Annotated in this window: 17 protein-coding genes; 7 read left to right on the forward strand and 10 right to left on the reverse strand. The window is 72.9% G+C overall.

Annotated elements, in window-relative coordinates:
- Positions 1–158 precede the first annotated feature (158 nt).
- Complete coding sequence (locus ACY34M_RS10870) at positions 159–959, forward strand: IclR family transcriptional regulator (protein ID WP_462719407.1); 801 nt, start codon at positions 159–161, stop codon at positions 957–959.
- A 151-nt stretch (positions 960–1,110) separates the two neighbouring features.
- Here the strand turns inward: ACY34M_RS10870 and ACY34M_RS10875 are convergent, their stop codons facing one another.
- Together ACY34M_RS10875 and ACY34M_RS10880 are read right to left on the reverse strand one after the other, a co-directional pair.
- Positions 1,111–1,809: an ABC transporter ATP-binding protein gene (locus ACY34M_RS10875; protein ID WP_462719408.1), complete on the reverse strand. Its 699-nt coding sequence runs from the start codon at positions 1,807–1,809 to the stop codon at positions 1,111–1,113.
- Entirely contained in the window at positions 1,806–2,879 is a 1,074-nt protein-coding gene (locus tag ACY34M_RS10880) for an ABC transporter permease (RefSeq protein WP_462719409.1), read from the reverse strand. The genes ACY34M_RS10875 and ACY34M_RS10880 overlap by 4 nt, the downstream gene beginning before the upstream one ends.
- A gap of 136 nt (positions 2,880–3,015) precedes the next feature.
- On the opposite strand from ACY34M_RS10880, the gene ACY34M_RS10885 reads away from it, so the two are divergent.
- Together ACY34M_RS10885 and ACY34M_RS10890 are read left to right on the forward strand one after the other, a co-directional pair.
- On the forward strand, positions 3,016–4,203 hold the full coding sequence (locus ACY34M_RS10885; protein ID WP_462719410.1) for a sensor histidine kinase: 1,188 nt from the start codon (positions 3,016–3,018) through the stop codon (positions 4,201–4,203).
- Positions 4,200–4,823: a response regulator gene (locus ACY34M_RS10890; protein WP_462719411.1), complete on the forward strand. Its 624-nt coding sequence runs from the start codon at positions 4,200–4,202 to the stop codon at positions 4,821–4,823. Before ACY34M_RS10885 ends, ACY34M_RS10890 begins: the two co-directional genes overlap by 4 nt.
- Positions 4,824–4,828: 5 nt before the next feature.
- Here ACY34M_RS10890 and ACY34M_RS10895 read toward each other — a convergent pair whose 3' ends face one another.
- Positions 4,829–5,332: a universal stress protein gene (locus ACY34M_RS10895; protein WP_462719412.1), complete on the reverse strand. Its 504-nt coding sequence runs from the start codon at positions 5,330–5,332 to the stop codon at positions 4,829–4,831.
- 113 nt (positions 5,333–5,445) lie between these two features.
- Here ACY34M_RS10895 and yczR point away from each other — a divergent pair, with 113 nt between their 5' ends.
- Positions 5,446–6,924 (forward strand): MocR-like transcription factor YczR, encoded by a 1,479-nt coding sequence (yczR, locus tag ACY34M_RS10900; protein WP_462719413.1) that lies wholly within the window; start codon positions 5,446–5,448, stop codon positions 6,922–6,924.
- Between the two features lie 24 nt (positions 6,925–6,948).
- Here the strand turns inward: yczR and ACY34M_RS10905 are convergent, their stop codons facing one another.
- Complete coding sequence (locus tag ACY34M_RS10905) at positions 6,949–7,266, reverse strand: DUF5955 family protein (protein WP_462719414.1); 318 nt, start codon at positions 7,264–7,266, stop codon at positions 6,949–6,951.
- 232 nt (positions 7,267–7,498) lie between these two features.
- Here ACY34M_RS10905 and ACY34M_RS10910 point away from each other — a divergent pair, with 232 nt between their 5' ends.
- Positions 7,499–8,110 carry a nucleotidyltransferase family protein gene (locus ACY34M_RS10910; protein ID WP_462719415.1) on the forward strand — a complete coding sequence of 204 codons (612 nt, stop codon included), beginning with the start codon at positions 7,499–7,501 and terminating at the stop codon, positions 8,108–8,110.
- Between the two features lie 200 nt (positions 8,111–8,310).
- The gene (gene aceB / locus ACY34M_RS10915) at positions 8,311–9,933 is read left to right on the forward strand and encodes a malate synthase A (RefSeq protein ID WP_462719416.1); all 1,623 of its coding nucleotides are present in this window, start codon (positions 8,311–8,313) and stop codon (positions 9,931–9,933) included.
- Positions 9,934–9,978: 45 nt separating this feature from the next.
- On the opposite strand, the gene ACY34M_RS10920 is transcribed toward aceB, so the two are convergent.
- Positions 9,979–10,662 carry a TetR/AcrR family transcriptional regulator gene (locus ACY34M_RS10920; protein WP_462719417.1) on the reverse strand — a complete coding sequence of 228 codons (684 nt, stop codon included), beginning with the start codon at positions 10,660–10,662 and terminating at the stop codon, positions 9,979–9,981.
- Between the two features lie 58 nt (positions 10,663–10,720).
- Between ACY34M_RS10920 and ACY34M_RS10925 the strand changes: the two genes are divergently transcribed.
- Positions 10,721–11,353, forward strand: a complete 633-nt coding sequence (locus tag ACY34M_RS10925; RefSeq protein ID WP_462719471.1) for a class I SAM-dependent methyltransferase — start codon at positions 10,721–10,723, stop codon at positions 11,351–11,353.
- An 8-nt stretch (positions 11,354–11,361) separates the two neighbouring features.
- On the opposite strand, the gene ACY34M_RS10930 is transcribed toward ACY34M_RS10925, so the two are convergent.
- Genes ACY34M_RS10930 through ACY34M_RS10950 form a run of 5 tightly spaced genes read right to left on the reverse strand, consistent with a single transcriptional unit; the run spans position 11,362 to position 15,981 of the window.
- Complete coding sequence (locus tag ACY34M_RS10930) at positions 11,362–12,276, reverse strand: HipA family kinase (protein ID WP_462719472.1); 915 nt, start codon at positions 12,274–12,276, stop codon at positions 11,362–11,364.
- A gap of 19 nt (positions 12,277–12,295) precedes the next feature.
- Entirely contained in the window at positions 12,296–12,874 is a 579-nt protein-coding gene (locus ACY34M_RS10935; protein WP_462719418.1) for a GTP-binding protein, read from the reverse strand.
- On the reverse strand, positions 12,855–13,286 hold the full coding sequence (locus ACY34M_RS10940; RefSeq protein WP_462719419.1) for a DUF742 domain-containing protein: 432 nt from the start codon (positions 13,284–13,286) through the stop codon (positions 12,855–12,857). Before ACY34M_RS10940 ends, ACY34M_RS10935 begins: the two co-directional genes overlap by 20 nt.
- Positions 13,283–13,723 (reverse strand): roadblock/LC7 domain-containing protein, encoded by a 441-nt coding sequence (locus tag ACY34M_RS10945; protein WP_462719420.1) that lies wholly within the window; start codon positions 13,721–13,723, stop codon positions 13,283–13,285. The genes ACY34M_RS10940 and ACY34M_RS10945 overlap by 4 nt, the downstream gene beginning before the upstream one ends.
- Entirely contained in the window at positions 13,720–15,981 is a 2,262-nt protein-coding gene (locus tag ACY34M_RS10950) for a sensor histidine kinase (protein ID WP_462719421.1), read from the reverse strand. The genes ACY34M_RS10945 and ACY34M_RS10950 overlap by 4 nt, the downstream gene beginning before the upstream one ends.
- Positions 15,982–16,048: the final 67 nt, after the last annotated feature.

Consider the following 16,048-nt stretch of genomic DNA (forward strand, 5'->3'; position numbering starts at 1 on the left):
CGCACGGCAGACCCGCGACCCTGGACGTTTCCACAAAGTGGAATTAAGATTCCGGCAAGCAGAACGTAGCTACCGACGAACTTGTTGGTCAAGGGATCTCCGCCCGGCAGCCCGCCGGTAGGGTGCAGTTCTGCCTGCCACCCCGAAAGGAACGCGCTGTGCCGACGTCCGACGCCAGCACCACTGATACCGCCAAGTCCGCACCCACCGGCGGTGTCCAGTCCCTCGAGCGCGCCTTCGACCTGCTGGAACGCATGGCCGACGCGGGTGGTGAGGTCGGCCTGAGCGAGCTCTCCGCCAGCAGCGGACTGCCCCTGCCGACCATCCACCGCCTGATGCGCACGCTCGTCGCCTGCGGATACGTACGCCAGCAGCCCAACCGGCGCTACGCGCTCGGGCCGCGGCTCATCCGGCTCGGCGAATCCGCGTCCCGGCTGCTCGGCACGTGGGCGCGCCCGTACCTGGCGCGGCTCGTCGAGGAGACCGGCGAGACCGCGAACATGGCGCTGCTCGACGGCGACGAGGTCGTGTACGTCGCCCAGGTGCCGTCCAAGCACTCCATGCGGATGTTCACCGAGGTGGGGCGCCGGGTGCTGCCGCACTCGACCGGTGTGGGCAAGGCGCTGCTCGCGCACACGCCCGCCGACGAGGTGCGAGCGCTGCTCGGGCGGACCGGGATGCCCGCCGCCACCGAGAAGACGCTCACCACGCCCGAGGGTTTCCTCGACGCGCTCGAGGACGTGCGGCAGGCGGGGTACGCCGTGGACGACAACGAGCAGGAGATCGGGGTGCGGTGCCTCGCGGTGTCCGTGCCGGACTCGCCCACCGCCGCGGCCATCTCCATCTCCGGGCCGGCGGGGCGGGTGACCGAGGCGGCGACGGAGAAGATTGTGCCGGTGTTGCAGCAGGTGGCCCGTGAGCTGTCCGAGGCGCTTGCTTCCACCGGGCAGAGTGGTTGACGTCTCGGGGCTCCGCCCCGGACCCCGCTGCTCAATCGCCGCAGGGGCTTGATTTGCCCGGGCTGCGCTGTTCAGTCGCCGCAAGGGCTTGATTTGCCCAGACCCCGCTGCTCAATCGCCGCAAGGGCTTGATTTGCCCAGACCCCGCTGGTCAATCGCCGCAGGGGCTTGAAATGACCGGCGCTTGTTGGATGGCGCCGTCCCGCATCTCCAGGACCTCGTCCGCCACCGTCAGGTGCGCCTTGTCGTGTGTGACCAGCACGGTCGCCGTGGACCGCTCTCGCGTCAGGTTGCGGAGCAAGTCCAGTACCGCCGCGCCGCGTTCGTGGTCCAACGCGCTGGTCGGTTCGTCCACCAAGAGGACGCGCGGCTCGTTGATCAGCGCCCGCGCGATGTTCACGCGCTGACGCTGGCCGCCCGAGAGCTGGTGCGGGCGGCGGTGGGACTGGTCCGACAGGCCCACCGCCGCCAGCAGCTCGCGTGCCCTGTCGCGTACTTCTCGGGGCTTGCGGCCCTCCAGGTGGGCCATGACCTGGAGTTGTTCCAGGGCTGTCAGGGACGGCAGCAGGTTGGGCTGCTGGAAGACGATGCCGATGGCGCGGCGGCGCAGTTCGGCCGATTCCGCGCGGCTCAGGGTCGTGGCCTCCGTGCCGTCGATGATCACTCGGCCGGTGTCCGGGGTGACCAGGGTCGCCGCCACCGCCAGGAGGCTCGACTTGCCCGAGCCCGAAGGGCCCACCACTGCCGTCAGGCCGCCGGGCGGGACCTCCAGGGTGACCCGGTCCAGGGCCGTCAGGCGGCCGTCGCCGTCCGCGTAGGTCAGGGTGATGTCGTCGAGCAGCAGGGTCATCGGGCGCTCCCGAGGGCGGTGAGGGGGTCGACGGCGGTGATCCGCCGGATGGAGAGGGCGGCGCCCGCGAGGCCGAGGACCGTCATGACGGCGGCCGGGCCGAGCGCGGTCAGCGGGTCGAGGACGAAGGGCACCGTGTCCGGGACGAAGGCGCCGAAGAGGGAGGCGAGGCCCGTGCCGATCGCCGTGCCGGCCACCAGCATCAGGACCGCCTGGCCGAGCGCGTCCCGCAGGAGGTAGCGGGTCGAGGAGCCGAGGGCCTTCAGGACGGCGATGTCGGCGCTGCGCTGGATCGTCCACACCGTGAAGAACGCGCCCACGACGAGCGCCGAGATGACGAAGAGGAATCCGCGCATCAGTTGCAGCGAGCCGTTCTCGGCCTGGTAGGAACCTATGGCCGAGAGCGCACCGTCGATGGTCCTGGTTTCCGTGCCCGCCGCCTTGTCGGCCGCCGGCAGGTTCGCGCCCGCCGCGGTGCGCAGTGCGATCACCGTGGCGCGTTCGCCGCCGCCTCCCGTGGGCGTGATGCGCTGCCAGTCGTCGAGATGCGTCCAGACGACCGGGGTGTGGCTGTACGAGGCGTCGCCGGAGACCGCCGCGACCTTGAGGTGCGCGCCGCCGAGGGTGAGCCTGTCGCCCGTGGCGGCGCCCAGTTCCTGCGCCGCCTTGGTGGAGAGGATCGCCGTGCCGGGCTCCGTCGCGTCGGGCGCAAGCCCCGAGTCCTCGCGGACACCGAACGCGGAGACCGCCGCGGTCTGCCGCCCCGCCTCGGCGTTCACCGTGCCGATGCCGAGCGGCTCCGCGCTCTCGACGCCGTCCCGCGCCGCGAGGTCGCGCCACTGTTCGGGGCGGACCGTGGACGCCGTGAACGACACCGACTGCCCGTCGGCGGGCCGGGCGAAGGCGAGGTGGTCGGCGGGCAGCCCGGTGAGCGCCGACGTATTGTCCCGTGCGAGCCCCGCCGTCAGTCCCGACAGCAGTCCCACAAGCAGCGTGATCAGTACGATCACGGATCCCATCAGGGCGAACCTGCCCCTGGCGAACCGTAGATCTCTCCATGCGACGAACATGCGGTCCAGACTGCTGCTCCGGGGCCCGCGCGGGCATCGCGCCACAGCACGCTTCACCCGAATCGAAGGGGGGACGTGTCTTTCAACCTTTCGGTTGACCGGTTCCCTCTCCCGGCTTCGTACGCTGGAGAGCGGTATGGATCCACGTTCGCTCACCCCCGCCCTGCGCGCGCTGCGCCTCTGCCTGCATCTGCTGCTGGCGGGCCTGCTCGCGCTCGTCGTCGTACGGGCCCTGACCGGGCGCTCCGCCGAGCCGGTCGCGGCCGTCGTGACGGTGGCCGGGCTGATGGGCGTCGTCTACGGGGTGGGCGCCGCGCTGCCCGTCGTGCGGTCCACGCGCGCGGGCGCCGCGTGGTGGCTCGCCGCGCTGGGTGTCGTATGGGCCGTACTGCTCGTGCTCTCGCCGGACGCGCTGTGGCTGGCGTTCCCGCTGTACTTCCTGCTGCTGCATCTGCTGCCCGCGCGCTGGGGCGTCCCGGCCGTGGGCATCGCTGCGGGCGCGGCCATCTGTTCGTACGTCGGTCATGACGGGGCGGTGAATCCGGGGGCGTTCATAGGACCGCTGCTCGGCGCGGCCGTCGCCGTGGCGACCGTGCTCGGCTACCAGGCGCTGTACCGGGAGAGCGAGCGCAGGCAGCGGCTGATCGAGGAGCTGGTCGCGACCCGCGCCGAGCTCGCGGCGGCGGAGCGCGCGGGCGGCACCCTCGCCGAGCGCGAGCGGCTGGCCCGGGAGATCCACGACACGCTGGCGCAGGGGCTCTCCTCGATCCAGTTGCTGCTGGTCGCGGCGGGGCGCGAACTGCCCGCCGGCTCCCCCGCCGCCGGACACGTCGAGCAGGCGCGGGCCACGGCGCAGGACAACCTCGCGGAGGCCCGCCGCTTCGTGCGCGCACTCGCCCCGCCCGGCCTCGAGGGCGGCTCCCTGGCCGGGGCCCTCGACCGGCTGTGCGCCACGGAACCGGCTCTCACCGCCCGCTTCTCGGCGAGCGGCACCCCGTTCGAACTTCCCACTCCGTACGAGGTGGCGTTGTTGCGCATCGCCCAGTCGGCGCTCGCCAACACGGTGCGGCACGCGCACGCGCGCCGTGCGGAGATCACCCTCAGCTTCATGGAGACCTCGGTGGCCCTCGACGTGGTGGACGACGGCGACGGCTTCGACCCCGAGCGGGCGCCGGACGGCGGCGACGGAGGGTTCGGACTCGTCGCGATGCGCTCGCGGGTGAGTGAGCTGGGCGGCACGTTCACCGTGGAGTCGGCGCCGGGCCGGGGGACGGCCGTCGCGGTGACGCTGCCGGTGCCGATGCCCGTCGGAGGTGCCGCGTGATCCGGCTGCTGCTCGCCGACGACCACCCCGTCGTACGGGCCGGGCTGCGCGCCGTGCTCGACGCGGAGCCGGACTTCGCGATCGTCGCGGAGGCCGCGACGGCCGAGCGCGCGGTCGAGCTGGCCGGGGACGTGGACGTCGTCCTCATGGACCTGCAGTTCGGCGCGGGGACGATGCACGGCGCCGAGGCCACCGCGCGGATCGCCGCCCTGGACGACGGTCCGCGCGTTCTCGTCCTGACCACGTACGACACCGAGGCGGACATCCTCGCCGCGGTGGAGGCGGGGGCCTCTGGCTATCTGCTGAAGGACGCGCCGCCGCAGGAGCTGGCCGCCGCGGTGCGCACGGCGGCGTCGGGGCGTTCCGCGCTCGCGCCCGCCGTCGCGGACCGGCTGATGGGACGGATGCGGGCGCCCGCGGACGCGCTGAGCCGGCGCGAGCTGGAGGTGCTGCGGCACGTCCGCGACGGGCTGTCCAACGCGGAGATCGCCCGCGAGCTGTTCCTGAGCCAGGCCACGGTCAAGTCCCACCTCGTGCACATCTACGCGAAGCTGGGCGTGGACTCGCGGACGGCTGCCGTGGCGCGGGCCACGCGCGACGGGCTGCTGCGCCGCCGCTGAGCCGCTCAGCGCGTCACGTCGAAGTCCGTCGCCCGGACCCGCCGCAGCGCCCGCAGCTCCGCCCGTTGCAGCGGCCGCACCGGCACCGTCAGCACCGGGCACACCGCGTGCCGCCGCACGTGGCGGTGGGCGGCCCGGCGCAGGCTCCGCGGACGTACGCCGATGACCAGCAGGTCGTCGGGGCGCGCCGCGCGTTCGACGAGGGCCGGGCCGGGGCGCCGGCGCACCACGCGCGGCGTCACGTCGAGGTCGGGCGGCAGGCCACCGAGCGCCTCGTCGAACGCCGCCGCCAGCCGGGCGCGGGCCTGCTCGTACCAGTGCCGGGCCCACGTGGCGTCCGGCCACCGCCGGTACATGGCCTCGCCCTCCGGCGGCTCCCACGCGAGCACGGCCACCAGGGGCCGGTCCGATCTGCGGGCCTCGGCGACCGCCGAGCGCACCGCGGCCAGGCTCGCCGGGGAGCCGCTGACCCCGACCACCACACGCCCACCGACCCGCTCGCCCTCCATGACACCCCTCCTCGTACGCGCCCAGTGGCCTCCTCCAGGCCACTCTTCGCCGATCGAGTCCCACTCTGTACGCTGATTGGCCTGGACAGCAGGGCCAATTACGGAGATGTGGCATGGGCGACGAGTCGGTGGTCCGCAGCGTGGACGGCGGTGGGCGCGCGCTCGGCGGCAAGCGGCTCGGCGCGCTTCTGACCGGTGTGGCCGGGGAGCGCCCCGGCTACCGCGCGCTCGCGCAGGGCGTGCGGACACTGCTGCTCGACGGGCGGATCCCGCTGCACACGCGGCTGCCCGCGGAGCGCGGTTTCGCGGCCTCCCTCGGCGTCAGCCGGGCCACCGTGACGGCCGCGTACGACCTGCTCCGCGAGAGCGGGTACGCGCGCAGCAGGCGCGGCTCCGGGACGTGGACCGAGCTGCCGGAGGGCGCGCGCCCGACCGTCGTGGCCACGCCCGCCGCGGGCGACGACGTGATCGATCTGGCGGTCGCCGCACCCGGCTTCCTGGAGGACGAGCTGTCGGCCGCGTACGCCGCCGCGGGCCCCGACGTGGCCCGGCACGCGGTGACCAACGGCTACCACCCGTACGGTCTGCCCGAGCTGCGCGCGCGGATCGCCGAGCGGTACACGCGGCGCGGGCTGCCCACGCTGCCCGAGCAGATCCTGGTCACGACGGGCGCCCAGCAAGCCGTGGCGCTGACCCTGACGCTGCTCGGCAGGCCCGGCGACCGGATCCTGGTGGAGAACCCGTCGTACGCCAACGCGCTGTCGGTGATCCGGCAGTTGGGGATGCGCACGGCGCCGGTGCCGGTCACCGAGGACGGCTGGGACGTGGAGCTGATCGGTGCGACGCTGCGGCAGGCGGCGCCCCGGCTCGCGTACCTCATCCCGGACTTCCAGAACCCGACGGGCCGGCTGATGCCGCGCGAGCAGCGGCAGCGGATCATCGCGGCGGCGCGGGCCACCGGCACCTGGCTGGTCATCGACGAGACGATCGCGGACATCGCGCTCGACGGGGTGACGGAGCCGCCGTTCGCCTCGCTCGCGCCGTCCGGCGGGGGCGAGCAGATCGTCACGGTCGGCTCGTTGAGCAAGGGGCACTGGAGCGGCCTCAGGGTCGGCTGGGTGCGCGCGGGCACCCGTCTGATCACCGAGCTGACGACGCTGCGGGTCACCGCGGACATGTCGGGCTCGGTCCTGGACCAGCTGGTGGCGGGCCGGCTGCTCGACCGCGAGGAGACGATCCTGAGCGGGCGGATCCCGGTGCTGCGCGAGCGGCGGGACCGGCTCGCCGACGCGCTCGGCCGCGAGTTCCCGGACTGGCGCTGGGAGCTGCCGCCCGGCGGGCTCTCGCTCTGGGTGGACCTGGGACGCCCGATCGCCTCGGCGCTCGGGCGGGCCGCGCTGCGGCACGGGGTGCGGATCGAGGGCGGTTCGCGGTTCGGCGCGGACCCCGGCACGTTCGAGCACCGGCTGCGGGTGCCGTACGTCCAGCCGCTCGACGTCGCGGAGGAGGCGGTGCGGCGGATCGCGGCGGCCCTCGACGGCGGGCTCGGCGGGGCGGGCGAGGAGCCGGGCCGCCCGCACTGGGTGGCGTAGGGCCCCTCCCCCGCCGGGAGGTCGTCAGCGCTGTGCGGGCGGGCCTCCGAACAGTTCCACGGCGCCCCTGACCTGGGACAGCGCCCCGGACAGTGCGCTCACCGAGCCGATCGCCCCCGCCACGAGCAGCAGGGAACGCCGCAGCCTCGGTACTTCGGGCCTGCCCCCGCCGGCCATCGCGTCCAGCGCCGCCAGCTCGTCCTCCGCGATCCCCCGGTCGGGGAACTCCACCGGGTGCGCGGCGAGCTCGCGGCGCAATCGGGACACGGCAGTGCGCAATTCGGCGATCCGCGGGTCCTCGTCGCTCCCGGTCACAAGCCTCTGCTCCACGCTCCGCAACACAGCTCTCCCCCTTGCACGTCATTGTGCGTGTGTTGTCCTGCTCAGGTACCGCTCAAGCCCTACTACCGCGTAACCCGACCGGAGCGACGGCCGAGCGCTCAACTCAGTTTTGTGGGCGCCCAGTTAACGCCACACGCAGGCGTTACGCCAGTCCGTTGCGCAAGGCAACTGTGAAAATCCGAACGGCTTCGATCACGATCCCGACGCCCCCTCCGTGCGATATGCAAGGAGCATGACGACGAAGAGCACAGGCGGGGTGGCGGGGCTGCTGCTCGCCGCGGGTGGCGGGCGGCGGCTCGGCGGACGACCGAAGGCGCTGCTCGAACACCGGGGACGGCCGCTCGTGGAGCACGCGGTGCGCACCTTGCGGGAAGGGGGATGCGATCCGGTGCACGTGGTACTCGGGGCGGCGGCCTGCGACGTACGGGAGCGGGCCGTACTGGACGGATGCCGGGTGGCCGAGAACCCGGAGTGGGAGGACGGCATGGGTTCCTCGCTGCGGGCGGGTCTCGCATCGCTCGCGGACACGACGGCGTCCGCCGCGCTCGTGCTCCTGGTGGACCAGCCGGGGATCGGTGCGGCGGCGGTGGCGCGCGTGCTCGCGGCACATGACTCCCCCGTCCCTCCCGCCTCGCTCGCGGCGGCCTCGTACGGCGGGGAGCGCGGGCATCCGGTGCTGTTCGGCCGGGACCACTGGGCGGGGATCGCGGCGAGTGCGAGCGGGGACCGCGGGGCCCGCGCGTACCTCAAGGAGCACGCGGGGGCGCTGCGGCTCGTGGAGTGCGGGGACGTCGCCGAGGCGTACGACATCGACACGGCGGCCGATCTCCAGCACCTTGAGTAACAGTGCGTGGCACGCAGAGCCACGTTCTGTCGACTCTGAGAATCTCGACGTCAACAAACCATTGAACTTCCACGATAAGGAAACTAATATCCACTGTTGAGAAGGGCCGGTCCCCCGAAGCGGGGCCAGCAGCCATACCCAGGCGGCCCGGCACCCAGTGCCTTACGGGCCGTTCGCTCGCTGAAGGAAGTGACAGCCACATGTCCGCACCAGCGCCGTCCCCGCTGGCCATCGTCGACGCCGAGACCCTGCCCGGACAGGGCGAGGTGCTCACCGAGGCGGCCCTCGCCTTCGTGGCCGAGCTGCACCGCCTTTTCACGCCCCGGCGTGACGAGCTGCTCGCCCGTCGCACCGAGCGCCGCGCCGAGATCGCCCGCACCTCCACGCTCGACTTCCTCCCGGAGACCGCCGCCATCCGCGCGGACGACACCTGGAAGGTCGCCGAGGCCCCGGCCGCCCTGAACGACCGCCGTGTCGAGATCACCGGCCCGACCGACCGCAAGATGACGATCAACGCGCTGAACTCCGGCGCGAAGATCTGGCTCGCCGACTTCGAGGACGCCTCCGCCCCGACGTGGGAGAACGTCATCGGCGGCCAGCTCAACCTCACCAACGCCTACAACCGCGCCATCGACTTCACGGACGAGCGCTCCGGCAAGTCGTACGCGCTGAAGCCCGCCGATGAGCTGGCCACGGTCGTCATGCGGCCGCGCGGCTGGCACCTCAACGAGCGCCACCTCGTGGACGGCAGCGGCAAGGCCGTCCCCGGCGCGCTCGTCGACTTCGGCCTCTACTTCTTCCACAACGCGAAGAAGCTGATCGAGCTCGGCAAGGGCCCGTACTTCTACCTCCCGAAGACGGAGTCGCACCTGGAGGCCCGCCTCTGGAACGAGATCTTCGTCTTCGCGCAGGACTACGTCGGCATCCCGCAGGGCACCGTGCGCGCCACCGTCCTGATCGAGACGATCACGGCCGCGTACGAGATGGAGGAGATCCTCTACGAGCTGCGCGACCACGCCTCCGGCCTGAACGCGGGCCGCTGGGACTACCTCTTCTCCATCGTCAAGAACTTCCGTGACGGCGGCCAGAAGTTCGTCCTGCCGGACCGCAACGCGGTGACGATGACGGCCCCGTTCATGCGGGCGTACACCGAACTCCTCGTCCGCACCTGCCACAAGCGCGGCGCGCACGCCATCGGCGGCATGGCGGCCTTCATCCCGTCGCGGCGCGACGCCGAGGTCAACAAGGTGGCGTTCGCGAAGGTCCGCGACGACAAGGACCGCGAGGCCGGCGACGGCTTCGACGGCTCCTGGGTCGCGCACCCGGACCTCGTCCCGATCGCCATGGAGTCCTTCGACAAGGTCCTCGGCGAGAAGCCGAACCAGAAGGACCGCCTGCGCGAGGACGTCTCGGTGGCCGCCGGCGACCTGATCGCCATCGACTCCCTCGACGCGAAGCCCACCTACGACGGTCTGGTCAACGCCGTCCAGGTCGGCATCCGCTACATCGAGGCGTGGCTGCGCGGCCTCGGCGCCGTCGCGATCTTCAACCTCATGGAGGACGCGGCGACCGCGGAGATCTCCCGCTCCCAGATCTGGCAGTGGATCAACGCGGGCGTCGTCCTCGACAACGGCGAGCCCGTCACCGCCGAGCTGGCCCGCAAGGTCGCCGCCGAGGAGCTGGCGAACATCAAGGCCGAGGTCGGCGAGGAGGCCTTCGCGGCCGGCAAGTGGCAGCAGGCCCACGACCTCCTCCTCCAGGTCTCCCTGGACGCGGACTACGCGGACTTTCTGACGCTGCCTGCGTACGAGCAGCTCGGCTGACGTTTCGCGGTGTGTGGGGCCCGGCGCCGGGGTGGCGCCGGGCCCTTACGCGTGGGCGCAGAGGTCGGCCGTCAGGGCCGCGCGGGCCCATTCCTCCCAGGCCTCGGGCGACCAGCCGCGGTCGCGGACGAAGACCAGGTACAGCTCGGGGCTGAGCAGCCCGTACAGCAGATCGGCGGCGCGGGTGACGTCGACGTCGGGGCGGGCGTCGGGCTTGGTGATCAGTGCTTCGGCCGCGGCGTACTGGACCGTGTAGCGCGGGTCCGGGCTCGCGGGCCACTGTGCGGCGATCTCCGGATCCGTGGCCGCGGCAGCGGCGATCAGCGGCATGATCGGGGCGACCCGGCCGAGGATTTCGCGCACCCCCCGTACATGGGCGCGCAGCTGCCCGGCCGCGGTGGGCTCGGCGCACGCGTCGCGAAACCAGTCCCGCTCCATCGTGGCGACCGGTTCGGCGTCACCGGCGATGGACGTGTCGACGACGTCCTTGAACAGCGCGCGCTTGTTGCCGAACACGAAGTACACCGTCTGGACGGCCACGCCCGCGCGGTCCGCGACCTCCTGAAGGCTCGTCGCCCCGTACCCCTGCGCGACGAACAGGTCCCGCGCGGCCGTGACGACCTTCTCGCGGGTGCGCCGCGAGCGCTCGGCCCGCTTGTCGGGGCGCTTGCCCGTGCCCTTGCCGGTGACTTTGCCCGTGCGTTCGTCGGATCCCTTGACCGCGGCCATGCCGGGAGTCTATCTCTGGAGTCAGACACTAGAGTTCGACTCTAAGTTCTTGGGGGCCATGATGCGCGAGACCAGGACGTGGACGACTGAGGAGCTCGACCAAGAGGCGGCGGTGCGCCGCGCGCTGGAGGACTACTACCGGGACGGCAGGCCGCCGTGGGACTCCGGCGTCACACCGCCCGAGCTGGTGGACGTGGTGGAGGGGCCCGGCGCGCTGCCGCCCGGCCGCGCCCTCGAACTCGGCTGCGGCACCGGGACCAACTCCGTGTACCTGGCCCGGCACGGCTGGCGGGTGGCGGCCGTGGACCTGGTCGACCGCGCGGTCATGCGGGCCCGGGAGAAGGCCGAGGCGGCGGGGGTGGACGTCACGGTCCTGTGCGGGGACGCCACGCGGCTGGACGAGGTGGGCGTGCGCGGCCCGTACGACCTGTTCTTCGACCTGAGCTGCTACTGCGGCATCCCGCCGCACCGCCGCGACGCGTACGCCGCCGGCCTCACGGCGCGGGCCGCGCCGGGAGCGCGGTGGCTGATGTTCGGCTACGGCCCCGGGGTCCTCGACGACCTGATCTCCGGGGTCACCGAGGAGGAACTGCGCACCAGGTTCACCGGGTGGCACCTGACCGACATCACCCCCGGCACGAACCCCTTCCCGACCTTCTGGTTCACCCTGCACCGCACGGCGACGGAGTGAGCGTGCCGTCAGCCCACGTGACGTGACCAGTCCTGTTCCGCCGGGGGCTTTCCGTGGAGGTCCGGGACGCGCTTCAGCCACGCGGGGCGGCCCCGCTCCGTCGCCGCCGCGCGCCGCGCGTCGGCCGCCGCCAGTTCGTCGCGGGACGGGAAGTCCGTGGGGAGCCAGGAGGCGGAGGCGCGGGCGCGGGCCAAGAGGTGGGTGACGTAGGCGTCCCGGGCCTCGTCCGGTGTGGGGAAGTCCGTGAGCCAGGCGTCCGGCACTAGGGCGAGGATCCCGCGCAGCAGCTCCTCGGTGACCTTGGGCGCGAGTTCCGCGTCGGCCGCGCGCGTGTCCGGGCCGTAGCCGCCGAGCGCGTGGTGCCGGAAGTCGTACGGCTTCGCCGGGTCCGCGCCGTCCCAGCGGTGGTGGAAGACGAGCGCGGCGCCGTGGTCGATGAGCCAGAGCTTCGGCGGGGCCACGCCGAGCGTGGGCCAGACCATCAGGTTCGAACTGTGCACCGTGCGGTCGACGTTGACCGTCAGCGCGTCGAGCCAGACGATGCGGCCGGCCTCCAGCGGGTCGACGGGGAAGGACTCCGCGAGCTCCGGCGTGAAGTCCACCGCGCCCGGCAGGAAGTCCATGCCGAGGTTGAGGCCCCCGCTCGCCTCCAGGAGTTCCTTGACCTCCTGGTGCGGCTCGTCCGCGCCGAGCGCCGGGTCGAAGTGCGCGAGCACCAGCTCGGGAAAGCGCAGGCCGAACGCGCGCGCCAGCTCGCCCACGACGATCTCCGCGACGAGCGCCTTCACGCCCTGCGCGGACCCGGTGAACTTGAGCACGTACGTACCGAGGTCGTCCGCCTCGACCACGCCGGGCACGGAGCCGCCGGTGCGCAGCGGGTTCACATAGCGGGTCGCGGTGATCTCTCTGAGCGTGGGCACCAGGTCAGGCTAATACGGGCACTCACGCGTCCTGGCGCAGCACCTGTTCCAGGAGCGAGATGAGCGTCTCCTTGCCGGACTCCCGGTCGCGCGCGTCGCACAGCAGCACCGTGGTGTCGGGCCCGAGGTCGAGCGCGCGGGAGACCGCTTCCGAGGAGTGCGACCGTACGCCGTCGAAGCAGTTCACCGCGACGATGAACGGGATGCCGCGGCTCTCGAAGTAGTCGACCGCGGGGAAGCAGTCGGCGAGGCGGCGGGTGTCCGCGAGGACGACCGCGCCCAGGCAGCCCGTGGCCAGCTCGTCCCACAGGAACCAGAACCGGTCCTGGCCGGGCGTGCCGAACAGGTACAGCGCGAGGTTCTCGCGCAGCGTGATGCGGCCGAAGTCCATGGCCACGGTCGTCGTCGTCTTCGTGGTGACGCCGTCGAGGTGGTCCACGCCGCGCGAGGCGACCGTGAGGTCCTCCTCGGTGCGCAGCGGACGGATCTCGCTGACCGACTCCACGAGGGTGGTCTTGCCGACCCCGAAGCCGCCCGCGATCAGCACCTTCAGGGCCGTGAAGTCGGCGCGGGCGGACGGGTCAGAGTGCGCGAAGGCCATTGATCACTTCTCGGAGGAGACGGGCGTCGGGGCGGGCGTAGCCGGTGGACTCGCCCGTGGCGGGGTCGGGGGCCGAGGAGTTCGGCGCGGCGACGGTCACGAGGGACTTCGCCGCCAGGTCGCCGAGCAGGACGCGTACGACGCCGAGCGGGAGGCCGGAGTCGGAGGCGAGGTCGGCGACGGGGCGCGGTCCGCGCAGGCACAGGGCGAGCAGTTCGCGCTGTTCCGGCGGCAGCGGGCCCCGGGGGCGGGTGTGGGTGGGGCGGACGATGGCCATGAGGTCCATGCGTTCCGCCCCGTTGCCGGTCCTGGCGCGGCCCGAGGTCATGGCGTAGAGCCGGACCAGGGGCCCCGCGTCCTCGTCGTACCGGTCGGACCAGGCGTCCATGCGGTCGGGGGGTTGCGGCGTCACGCGGTATCGCCGTCCGAGCGGGTGGGTACGCCGAGGTGTTCGCGCACGCGGTCCACGAGCAGCGCCATCTCGTACGCGACGAGGCCGATGTCGGCGTGTCCGTCGGTGAACACGGCGAGGCAGGAGCCCTCGCCGGCGGCGACCACGAACAGGAAGCCGCCCTCGAGTTCGACCATGGTCTGGACGACGCCGCCCGCGGAGAAGTGGCGGCCCGCGCCCTTGGCGAGAGAGTGGAAGCCGGAGGCGATCGCGCAGAAGCGTTCGGACTCGTCGCGGCCGAGGCCGGTGGAGGCGCCGACGCACAGTCCGTCGCCGGACAGCATGACCACGTACCGGACCTCGGCGACGCGGGCGGCCAGCTCGTCGAGGAGCCAGTCGATGCCCATGCGGTGTTCGTCGTCGCCGCCCAGGCCGGTGACGTTGTACGTCGGGGTCATCGGTGTCCTCCGTCGTTCGGGGCGGCCGGGCCGCTTTCTTCGCGGACGGCGCGGGCGCGCCTGCGGCCCGAGCTCAGCGAGGTCATGGTGGCGCGGGCGGCCTCCGGCGACCGTCCCCCGGCGCCCGCCCCGTCCTCCTGCGCGGGCACGGCGTCCCGCAGCTCGGGACTGATATTTGCCTGCCGCACGCGCTGCGGGAGGTCGGGCTCTTCAAGCCCCGCCGGCGATTGAGGCGCGGGGTCCGGGGCGGAGCTCCGGGGCGTGGGGCGGTCGGCCTTGGCCGTCGGGGTGGCGGTCCGCTGCGGGAGGGGCGCCGCGGGCTCGACCGGTTCCGGCGCCGGAACCCCGCGCAGGCCGGGGTGCGGGGACTCCAGGAGGTTCTGGGGGATGAAGACGACGGCGGTGATGCCTCCGTAGATCGAGCGCCGCAGGGTGACGTCGAGCCGCTGCCGCTCGGCGAGCCGGTTGACCACGAACAGACCGAGCTTGCGGGAGTCGAGCAGGTCGATGTCGGCGGCGTTGATGCGCGCGTTGGCATCGGCGAGCGCCTCGTCGCTCATGCCGAGGCCCCGGTCCTCGATCTCCAGGCAGGCCCCCGCCCCGACGGGCTCGCCGCGGACCACCACGGGCGTGTGCGGCGGCGAGAACGCCGAGGCGTTCTCGGCGAGTTCGGCGACGAGGTGGACGACGTCGGCGACGGCGGAACCGGCGAGCGACAGCTCGGGGATGTCCTGGAGCTGGACCCGGTCGAAGTCGGGCGTCTCGGCGAGCCCCGCACGCACGGCGTCGATCAGCGGCACCGGATTGCGCCAGGCACGGCCCGGCGCCGAACCGGAGAGGATCAGCAGCGACTCGGCGTGCCGGCGCATGCGCGTCGTCAAGTGGTCGATGCGGAAGAGGTCTTCGAGGTCGGTGGGGTCCTCCGTGCGGCGCTCCATCGCGTCGAGGAGGTCGAGCTGGCGGTGCAGCAGCACCTGGCTGCGCCGGGCGAGCGACACGTACACACCGGAGACTCCCGTGAGGACCGCGGCCCGGTCGGCGACCGCGCGCAGCGCCGCGCGCTGCACGGTGGTGAGGGCGGCGCCGACCTGACCGACCTCGTCGCTGTGCGGGGTCTCGTCGAGCGGCGCCTCCTTGTCGAGGTCGACGTCCTCGCCGTTGTGGATGCGCCGCATGGAGGCGGGCAGCCGGTTCGCGGCCATGTCGAGCGCGGCGTTGCGCAGCCCCGTCAGGTCGGCGACGAGTCCGCGGCCGATCCGTACGGAGAGCAGCAGCGACACGATCACACCGAGCAGGCCGAGGACGACGGCGATGCCGGAACTGCCCAGGGCGGACAGGGAGTACGGTTCGGCGCCCGCGGCCGCGTCGATCGAGCGCGACTCGGCCTTGTCGAGGGCGGTGAGGGTGTCGCGGGTGTCCGACTGCCAGCGCCGCTCGGGCACCGCGTCGGCGGCGCGCGTGGGCCCTGCGGCGAGGACCATGTCCTGTACGCGGCCGAGGTCTTCGGCGCCCGCCGTGCCGAGCGCGGCACGGAAGGCGGTGGCGTCCTGGCCCTTCAGGTCGGGCAGCGCGGCCTCGGTGAGGCTGCGCTGCACCGCCACGTCGCCCACGAATGCGCGGTACTGGTCGGGCGTCATGGACCCGCTCGTCTGCGCGGCGCCGAACAGCGCGTCCTGGCGGCTCAACGCCTCACGGGCGCGGGCGAGTTGCAGCAGCGTACGGGCCGAGTCGCTGTCGGCGGCGGCGAGTCCGGCGCGGACGGACAGGGCCCGCTGGACGGCGGTGTCGTAGCCGTCGATGGCGCCGGTGCCGCCTTGGGCCTTGGCCTTCTGGCGCGGTCCGGACATCGAGTCGGCGCTGAACTTCAGCTTCTGGATACGGTCCGGCAGCGCGGCGTCGAGGTCGGCGAGGTCGGTGCTGATGGAGCGCAGGCCCGCGCCGAGCGCGTCGGCGGCCTTGTCGGTGCGGGCCGTCGCCTCGGTGAAGCCCTGCCGGTTGGTGGCGTCGTGGGCGGCCCGGTACTTCATGGCGGCCGCGCGCTCGTCCTGCACGGCGATGGTGAACCGGGAGATCGGCGTGACGAGCGCCGAGTTCACCTCTTTCAGCTGCTCCCTGTCGGATATCTGGGACGCCGTGGTCACCGCGGCGTGGCCCCACAGGGCCATCACGGAGACGACGGGGACCGTGAGCAGGGTGACGACCTTGGCTCTGATCGATTTGGAGCGCAGCCGTTCGGGCAGCGCGAAGCGCGCGGGCATGGGGACAGCTCCTCGGCGGGGCCTGGTGGTGTGGGGGTGGGTGGCGTCCGCCCAAGGGGCGGGCGGC

The sequence above is a fragment of the Streptomyces sp. EDA2-14 genome, from assembly GCF_054963755.1.

What these genes read in the sequence shown, in the direction of transcription:
- ACY34M_RS10885 (WP_462719410.1), top strand. Translation starts at nt 3,016, where the DNA reads ATGGATCCACGTTCGCTCACCCCCGCCCTGCGCGCGCTGCGCCTCTGC.
- ACY34M_RS10950 (WP_462719421.1), bottom strand. Translation starts at nt 15,981, where the DNA reads ATGCCCGCGCGCTTCGCGCTGCCCGAACGGCTGCGCTCCAAATCGATC.
- ACY34M_RS10935 (WP_462719418.1), bottom strand. Translation starts at nt 12,874, where the DNA reads ATGGCCTTCGCGCACTCTGACCCGTCCGCCCGCGCCGACTTCACGGCC.
- ACY34M_RS10945 (WP_462719420.1), bottom strand. Translation starts at nt 13,723, where the DNA reads ATGACCCCGACGTACAACGTCACCGGCCTGGGCGGCGACGACGAACAC.
- yczR (WP_462719413.1), top strand. Translation starts at nt 5,446, where the DNA reads ATGGGCGACGAGTCGGTGGTCCGCAGCGTGGACGGCGGTGGGCGCGCG.
- ACY34M_RS10910 (WP_462719415.1), top strand. Translation starts at nt 7,499, where the DNA reads ATGACGACGAAGAGCACAGGCGGGGTGGCGGGGCTGCTGCTCGCCGCG.
- ACY34M_RS10880 (WP_462719409.1), bottom strand. Translation starts at nt 2,879, where the DNA reads ATGTTCGTCGCATGGAGAGATCTACGGTTCGCCAGGGGCAGGTTCGCC.
- ACY34M_RS10875 (WP_462719408.1), bottom strand. Translation starts at nt 1,809, where the DNA reads ATGACCCTGCTGCTCGACGACATCACCCTGACCTACGCGGACGGCGAC.
- ACY34M_RS10895 (WP_462719412.1), bottom strand. Translation starts at nt 5,332, where the DNA reads ATGGAGGGCGAGCGGGTCGGTGGGCGTGTGGTGGTCGGGGTCAGCGGC.
- ACY34M_RS10925 (WP_462719471.1), top strand. Translation starts at nt 10,721, where the DNA reads ATGATGCGCGAGACCAGGACGTGGACGACTGAGGAGCTCGACCAAGAG.
- aceB (WP_462719416.1), top strand. Translation starts at nt 8,311, where the DNA reads ATGTCCGCACCAGCGCCGTCCCCGCTGGCCATCGTCGACGCCGAGACC.
- ACY34M_RS10920 (WP_462719417.1), bottom strand. Translation starts at nt 10,662, where the DNA reads ATGGCCGCGGTCAAGGGATCCGACGAACGCACGGGCAAAGTCACCGGC.